Genomic DNA, 7,189 nt, shown 5'->3' on the forward strand with positions numbered 1-7,189 from the left:
GTTCGTGTCGATTGTAAGGTTTGTTGAACGGACCGAGGGACTGCGTGAAGAATACGGGATCCTTGCCGATGGCCGCATCCAGGCGGAACTGGTTCAGTCGCCGTTCAAGGTTGTAGTTCTCAACCAGATAGGTGCCGCCAGTCGTGACCACGAGGTCGGCGTTCTGGTAGATATCGAGGCCGCGGCGGTCGCTCTCCTTGAAAAAAGCGCGGCCGAGAAGGCTGTCAGAGCCGAAATTCCGCAGCACCTTGTGGACCAGCCGGTTGTAGTGCGGCTTGAGCCGATCTTTCACACCGCTTCCCGAAGGGTAGCGGAAGAGGGTCTCCGACAGGAGCTTGTGAAATTCCAGGTCGGGGTAATCCTTCTTTGGATAGAGCCTCGCGGCGACCTCGGGCTGGCTGTCGAAGACGAAAAAGCGCAAGCCGTCGCCGGCGACAGTCCTCAGAATGTGGCGAATGGCCAGCAGGATCGCTGCGTCTCCCGTGTTCAGGCAGACCGTGTTCTCGACGATGATCTTCATCGCATCTCCTCATCTTGGGCAGGTTTCCGAAAAAGGCGGCCCCCTTGTCGCCCAAATGCCGGTATGTCGATTCGCTGTGCCTGTGCGCTCGCCGCCACCCTTCCGACGACCGACCGGTCGCCAACCGTTGCCGAGGATAACTTAAGCTCAGGGTTTTTGCAGTGCAACAAAAAGCGCAATGCGCTTCGCTACGCCGCACCAAAATTGTTGCGATGCAGCAAAAGCTGTACTAGCATCCCCGATGGGTGGGCCGAACATCGGTCGAGTTTCATGCTGCATGTCTTGTACCTTGTGCATGACGTATCCGACCCGGCAGTGCGCCGCAGGGTCCAAATGCTCAAGGCAGGAGGCGCCGGGGTCACCCTGGCGGGCTTCCGTCGCACCGCCAGTCCGGTCGCCGAGATCGAGGGTAGCAGGCCTGTCGACCTCGGCGCGACACGCGACGGCCGATTCGCGCAGCGCCTCGGGGCGGTCGCCAAGGCAGCCATGTCGATCGGTGCGAAACTGGGCGTCATGCCCAGGCCCGATCTCATCATCGCGCGCAATCTCGAAATGCTGGCGCTTGCCCGCCGCGCCAATGCCGCTCTCGGGGCGAACGTGCCTATCGTCTATGAATGCCTCGATATCCATCGCCTGGTGCTGCGCGACGATCTTGTCGGCAGGACATTGCGCGGCGCCGAGCGTCATCTCGCCCGCGACGTGAAGCTTCTGGTGACCAGTTCGCCGGCCTTCATCGCCAATTATTTCGAGCTCTTCGGGCAGATCGGCGCGCCTGTCGAGCTGATCGAGAACAAATATTTCGAGGCGGCATCCGTTGTCGCCGCGCATTCTTTCGAGGACGACGGCCCGGCGACGCCGCCCTGGCGGATCGGCTGGTTCGGTGCGCTGCGCTGCCGCCGCTCGCTGGAGCTGGTGGCCGACTTCACCCGCCGGCAGGCGGGGCGTTTCGAGGTCGTGCTCAGAGGCCGCCCGGCGCTGTCCGAATTTCCGGATTTTCAAGGTTTCGTCGAGGCCGAGCCGTGGCTTTCGTTCGAGGGGCCTTACCGCAATCCGGAGGACATGGCGGCCATCTACGGGCAAGTGCATTTCTCTTGGGCGATCGATTTCTTCGAAGCCGGCCAGAATTCCGAATGGCTGCTTCCCAACCGCCTCTACGAGGGCTGCCGCTTCGGCGCCGTGCCGATCTCGATGGCCGGCACCGAAACCGGCCGGTTCCTCAAAGGGCAGGACATCGGCGTGCTTCTGTCCGAGGCGACGCCCGAAGGTCTTGAGGCGATGCTCGGCCGAATGGATCAGGACAGATACCGCGCCCTGAAGTCGCGGGTGTTGGCGCGCAATCCTCGGACCTGGAGCTACGACCGCAGCGACTGCGCGGCCTTCGTCGAAAAGCTGCGCGGCCTCACCGCCATGCCTTCGGCTTTTGCGGCGGCGGCATGATGGCAAAGGACGCGCAAAGACCGATGACGCAGGCAAATCCATCGATCCTGATTGTCATTCCCTGCCTCAACGAGGCGGCCCATATCGGCGGCCTGCTCGATCGGTTGCGGCCCGCGGCGGCACGGCTCGGCGGGCGCATCGTCGTCGCGGACGGCGGCAGCAGCGACGGCACGCAGGCCATCGTCGAAAAGATCGTGGCGAAGGATCCTCGGGTCATCCTGCTCGCCAATCCGAAGCGCCTGCAAAGCGCTGCCATCAATCTGGCGGTGGCGACCCTCGACGAAGGCGCCGACTATCTCATCCGCATCGACGCGCATGGCGGTTATCCGGACGATTACTGCGACCGGCTGGTCGAGGAAGCCATTGCCACCGGCGCCGATTCGGTCGTCGTTTCGATGCTGACCGCCGGCACCGGGGCCGTGCAGAAGGCCGTCGCGGCGGCGCAGAATTCCAAGCTTGGCACCGGCGGCTCGAAGCACCGGCACGTGTCCGAGGGCGAATGGGTCGACCACGGACACCACGCGCTGATGCGCATCGCCGCTTTCAGCCATGCCGGCGGCTATGACGAGAGCTTCAGCCACAACGAGGACGCCGAGCTCGACTACCGTCTGCGCCAGGCCGGTTACCGCATCTGGATGAGCGGCAGGACGCACATGATCTACTATCCGCGCTCGTCGCTGAAGAGCCTCTATTTCCAGTATCTTGGCTATGGCCGCGGCCGCGCCAGGAATGTGCTCAAGCACCGCATGGTGCCGAAGGTCCGGCAGATGGTCCCGCTGCTGGTGGCGCCCGTGGTGCTGTTGGCCCTGTTCTCCTTCGTCCACTGGCTGGCGGCGGTGCCGTTCCTTTTGTGGGCGGCGGTGTGCCTCGGCTACGGCTTGGCGACGGCGGTGCGCCAGCGCAACGCCAGCATCGCTCTGGCCGGAGTTTCAGCCATGGTCATGCATTTCGGCTGGTCCGTCGGTTTCTGGCAGCAGCTTTTGACGCCGCGCTTGCAGCGCAAGGAGTCGTGATGGCCGGCCGCTCGATCGACATCTGCATCTGCACTTTCCGCCGGCCTGAACTGGCCGACACGCTGCGCTCCGTCGCCGCCCTGGAGAAGCCTGAAGGTTTGGAGATCGGCATCGTCGTTGCTGACAATGACGATGAACCAGGCGCACAAAAGCTCGTGAAGACGCTGGCCGAGGAATTGAAGCTGCCGGTCCGCTATCGCCACGCGCCGGCGCGCAACATCTCGATTGCCCGCAACGCCTGCCTCGACGCCAGCGTGTCGGACTTCGTCGCCTTCATCGACGATGACGAGACGGCGTCGCCCGGCTGGCTGGTCGAGTTGATGGCGACGGCCGATGCCACCGGCGCCGCGGCGGTGCTTGGGCCGGTGCGGGCCCATTATCGCCAGGACGCGCCGGACTGGATGCAGAAGGGTGACTTCCATTCCACCTTGCCGGTCTGGGTGCGCGGCGAGATCCGCACCGGCTACACCTGCAACGTCCTGCTCAGAACGACCGACGCGAGCTTGCGCGGCCGGCGCTTCAGCCTGGCGCGCGGCCAGACCGGCGGCGAGGATACCGAGTTCTTCGATGCCATGGTCAAGGCCGGCGGCCGCATCGCCTTTGCGCCGCAAGCCTTCGTCGACGAGGTCGTGCCGCGCGCCAGGGCCGCGTTCGATTGGCTGCGCCGTCGCCGCTTCCGCTTCGGCCAGACGCATGGCCATTTGATCGGCCACGGCGCCGGCGGCATCCGCCGCGCCGGCCAGGTCGGGCTGGCTTCGGCCAAGGCCGCTTACTGCTTCGGCATGGCTGTTTTGACCGCGATCAGCCCGGTGCGACGGAACCGCAGCGTGCTGCGCGGCATTATGCACGTTGGTGTCGTCTCCGGTTTGGTCGGCGTCCGTGAAATCCGCCAGTACGGCCTCACTTCGCCAGAACAAGGGAACAAGCGTGCAGCCTGACGTCAGCTTCGTCATCGCCGCCTACAATGCGGAGGCCACTCTCGACCGCGCCATCGCCGGCGCGATCGCGCAACTGGGCGTGACCGTCGAGGTCATCGTCGTCGACGACCAGTCGCGCGACGGCACGCTGGATGTGGCGCGCGCCTATCCTGAAGACATCGTCAAGGTGGTGGCGTTGCCGCAGAATCGCGGACCAGGCGGCGCCAGGAATGCCGGCCTCGATTTCGCGCGCGGCCGCTGGGTGGCGGTGCTGGATTCCGATGACGCCGTTCTTCCTGGCCGCATGGCGGCGATGATCGCGCGGGCGGAAGCGGCCGGCGCCCAAATCGCCGTCGACAATGTCCAGGTCGTGCGCGAGGACGGCACGCCCGACGACACCATGTTCCCGGGAGGCTATCTCGAGGGCTTAAGCGAGATCTCGCTGGCCGATTATATCGAGGGCAATCTGGTTTTCGAATCGCGCTTCAATCTCGGCTATCTCAAGCCGGTCTTCCAGCGCCGCTTCCTCGACGACAACAAGCTGCGCTACGACGAGAAGCTGCGCATCGGCGAGGACTACATTCTGCTTGCAAGCGCGCTGGCCAGCGGTGGCCGTTGCGCTGTCGAGCCGACCGTCGGTTATGTCTACCATATCCGCACCGGCTCGATCTCACGGGTGCTCGAATTGCACCACGTCGAGGCAATGACGCGCGCCGACGCCGCCTTCGCTGCGGCATATCCCATGGACAGCACCGCGAAGGCCGCCTTCGCCCGGCGCGGCCGCAGCCTGCGCAAGGCGGCGTCGTTCCTGTCCCTGGTCCAGCACATCAAGGCGCGCGCGCCGCTCAAGGCAATCGGGGCGGCGCTCAGGGATCCGGCCGCGATCGGGCATTTGTCGATGCCGATCGCGGTCCGGCTCAGAAGGGTTGCGGCGCAGGTTCGCCGTGGGGGCGGGGAGATGAAGCATGCGAGCGATTTGATAGCCGGCGATAGGTAGAAATCTTTTTCTCTCAGAAGGAAGACCAGATGCAGAAAGTCAGGAAGGCAGTCATCCCAGTGGCGGGGCTCGGAACGCGGTTCCTGCCGGCAACCAAGTCCATGCCGAAGGAAATGCTTCCCGTCGTCGACAAGCCCGTCGTGCAATATGCCGTCGACGAGGCGTTCGAGGCCGGCATCGAGCACATCGTCTTCGTCACCGGCCGCAACAAGGCGGTTATCGAGGACTATTTCGACCTGCATCCTGAACTGATCGGCACGCTGGAACAGACCGGCAAGAAGGCGCAGCTCGAATCGCTCGAGAGCCTGCTGCCGGTGGCCGGCGCCACCTCCTTCATCCGCCAGCAGTCGCCGCAGGGCCTCGGTCACGCCGTCTGGTGCGCTCGCGACGTGATCGGCAACGAGCCCTTCGCGCTGCTGCTTCCCGACATGGTGTCCTTCGGCGCGCGCGGCTGCCTTGCCGAGACCGTCGATCTCTATCAGCGGACCGGCGGCAACGTCATCGCCGTCGAGCGCTGCGATCCCGCCGAAACCAGCAAATACGGCATTGTCGGCCGCGGCGACGAGGTCGGCTCCGGCTTCCAGGTCACTGAGATGGTCGAGAAGCCGGCGCCCGCCAAGGCGCCGTCGAATTTCTACATCAATGGCCGCTACGTGCTGCAGCCGGAAATCTTCGCGCTGCTCGGCAATCAGCAGCGCGGCGCCGGCAACGAGATCCAGCTCACCGACGCCATGGTGCGCCTCGCCCAGAGCCAGCCCTTCTATGCGCAGCCTTTCGATGGCCGCATGTTCGACTGCGGCTCCAAGGAAGGCTTCATCGAAGCCACCATCGCCTTCGCCCTGGCTCGCGACGACATGAAAGGCCCTGTCTTCGAAATGCTGCAGCAATTCGTCCGGTCGCATGAGCGCCGGGAAGTAGCCGCATAATGCCCATCTTTCGGGTGCATATGCGGTTTCGCGATGGCGCGACAGCCACTCAGGCGCCCGGGCCTTCAGGCCCGGCGCATCCTGGCAGCAACGTTGCGCGGTCTTTTCTGGTCACGACGCGGATCTACCAAGGCCGATAGCGCCTGCAACCTGGAATTGGACCGAACATGAATTATGCCAACTTCCCTCTCGACAAGAGGACGCCCTTGCCCAGTGCCGATCAGGAAAAGGGTGAAGACTTCATCGATGTCGAGCGTCTGCTTGGCATGGCCGCCCGTCAGGCCAAGGTGGTGGCGATCTGCGCCGCCATCGGCCTGTTCTTGGGCGTGGTCTATCTGCAGACCACGCCCAAGCAGTATACGTCCGTGGCGAGCGTCCTGATCGACGAGGGCATGAACAAGGTCATGGACGACATCTCGGCCGCCAGCGCCACGCGGCAGACCGACGCGACGATCCTCAGCCAGATCGAGATCCTCAATTCGGCGCGGCTGGCATCGGAGGTGGTCGACAAGTTGAAGCTCGACCAGAACCACGACTTCATGAGCCCGCCTCAATCGGCTCTGGCCAAGGGCATTGGGTTCCTGCGCGGCATCGTCGCCTATTTCCGCGGCAATGCCACCGATCAACTCCCTGGCATCCAGAATGTCGATGCCGCCACGCGCGAAGCCATGATCAAGACCGCGACTCACGACTACGCGGTTCTTATGCTGCAGACAGGATTATCGGCCGATCGCGTCAGCCGCTCCAATGTCATCAGCATCAGCTACCAGGCGACAAATCCTGCACTCGCCACGGCCATCACCAAGGCCTATGCGGACGCCTATCTCGCCGACCAGCTCAACGCCAGCTTCGACGCCACCGAGCGCGCGGCCGTGTGGCTGCAGGGCCGGCTGACCGAGTTGCGCGAAAGCTCGCAGGCCGCTTCGCTGGCGGTCGAGAAGTTCAGGGCCGAGCACGGCCTTTCCGCCAACAGCGACGGCCAGTTGCTAAGCGACAAGCAACTCGCCGACCTTAACGCCCAGCTCATCGTCGCGCAGGCCGATACGGCTCGCACCAGCGCCCGCTACCAGCAGTACAAGGCGATCGTCGACAGCGGCTCGGAAAGCGCCTTCAACGATTCGGCCATAGCGGCTGACCAGCCGAGCAGCTCGGTCATCATCGGGCTCAAGACCCGCTATCTGGCCATTGCCAAGCGCCTGCAGGACGTTGAGACCAATTTCGGCAAGGATCACCCGCAGGCGGTCGCGCTGGCCAAGGAAAAGGCCGATGTCTCGGCGCAGATCTTCGGGCAGCTGAAGCAGATCACCGAAAGCTACCGCAACGACTTCGAAGTGGCGCAGGCGCGCGAGACCGCGCTTCGCGACAAGATTTCCACAGCC

At 64.2% G+C, this 7,189-nt stretch carries 7 protein-coding genes; 6 read left to right on the forward strand and 1 reads right to left on the reverse strand.

The window, feature by feature from the left end:
* On the reverse strand, window positions 1-520 hold a 520-nt coding region (locus tag EOA24_RS21820; protein ID WP_348633078.1), incomplete at its 3' end, for a polysaccharide pyruvyl transferase family protein.
* 270 nt (window positions 521-790) lie between these two features.
* Here EOA24_RS21820 and EOA24_RS21825 point away from each other — a divergent pair.
* The 6 genes from EOA24_RS21825 to EOA24_RS21850 all read left to right on the forward strand — a co-directional run.
* The gene (locus EOA24_RS21825; RefSeq protein WP_127410053.1) at window positions 791-1,957 is read left to right on the forward strand and encodes a glycosyl transferase family 1; all 1,167 of its coding nucleotides are present in this window, start codon (window positions 791-793) and stop codon (window positions 1,955-1,957) included.
* Between the two features lie 23 nt (window positions 1,958-1,980).
* Entirely contained in the window at window positions 1,981-2,970 is a 990-nt protein-coding gene (locus tag EOA24_RS21830; RefSeq protein ID WP_127410054.1) for a glycosyltransferase family 2 protein, read from the forward strand.
* Window positions 2,970-3,908 carry a glycosyltransferase family 2 protein gene (locus EOA24_RS21835; protein ID WP_127257935.1) on the forward strand — a complete coding sequence of 313 codons (939 nt, stop codon included), beginning with the start codon at window positions 2,970-2,972 and terminating at the stop codon, window positions 3,906-3,908. Before EOA24_RS21830 ends, EOA24_RS21835 begins: the two co-directional genes overlap by 1 nt.
* Window positions 3,898-4,884: a glycosyltransferase family 2 protein gene (locus EOA24_RS21840; RefSeq protein WP_127257937.1), complete on the forward strand. Its 987-nt coding sequence runs from the start codon at window positions 3,898-3,900 to the stop codon at window positions 4,882-4,884. The genes EOA24_RS21835 and EOA24_RS21840 overlap by 11 nt, the downstream gene beginning before the upstream one ends.
* A 29-nt stretch (window positions 4,885-4,913) precedes the next feature.
* Window positions 4,914-5,810 (forward strand): UTP--glucose-1-phosphate uridylyltransferase GalU, encoded by an 897-nt coding sequence (gene galU / locus EOA24_RS21845; protein WP_126063026.1) that lies wholly within the window; start codon window positions 4,914-4,916, stop codon window positions 5,808-5,810.
* Window positions 5,811-5,977: 167 nt separating this feature from the next.
* Window positions 5,978-7,189, forward strand: a 1,212-nt coding sequence (locus EOA24_RS21850) for a Wzz/FepE/Etk N-terminal domain-containing protein (protein ID WP_245501828.1), incomplete at its 3' end; no start/stop codon positions are given.

The organism is Mesorhizobium sp. M2A.F.Ca.ET.039.01.1.1 (assembly GCF_003998035.1).
GTDB lineage: Bacteria > Pseudomonadota > Alphaproteobacteria > Rhizobiales > Rhizobiaceae > Mesorhizobium.

Coding starts and splice junctions, on each gene's coding strand:
- EOA24_RS21835 (WP_127257935.1), top strand. CDS start 2,970: ATGGCCGGCCGCTCGATCGACATCTGCATCTGCACTTTCCGCCGGCCT.
- galU (WP_126063026.1), top strand. CDS start 4,914: ATGCAGAAAGTCAGGAAGGCAGTCATCCCAGTGGCGGGGCTCGGAACG.
- EOA24_RS21825 (WP_127410053.1), top strand. CDS start 791: ATGCTGCATGTCTTGTACCTTGTGCATGACGTATCCGACCCGGCAGTG.
- EOA24_RS21830 (WP_127410054.1), top strand. CDS start 1,981: ATGACGCAGGCAAATCCATCGATCCTGATTGTCATTCCCTGCCTCAAC.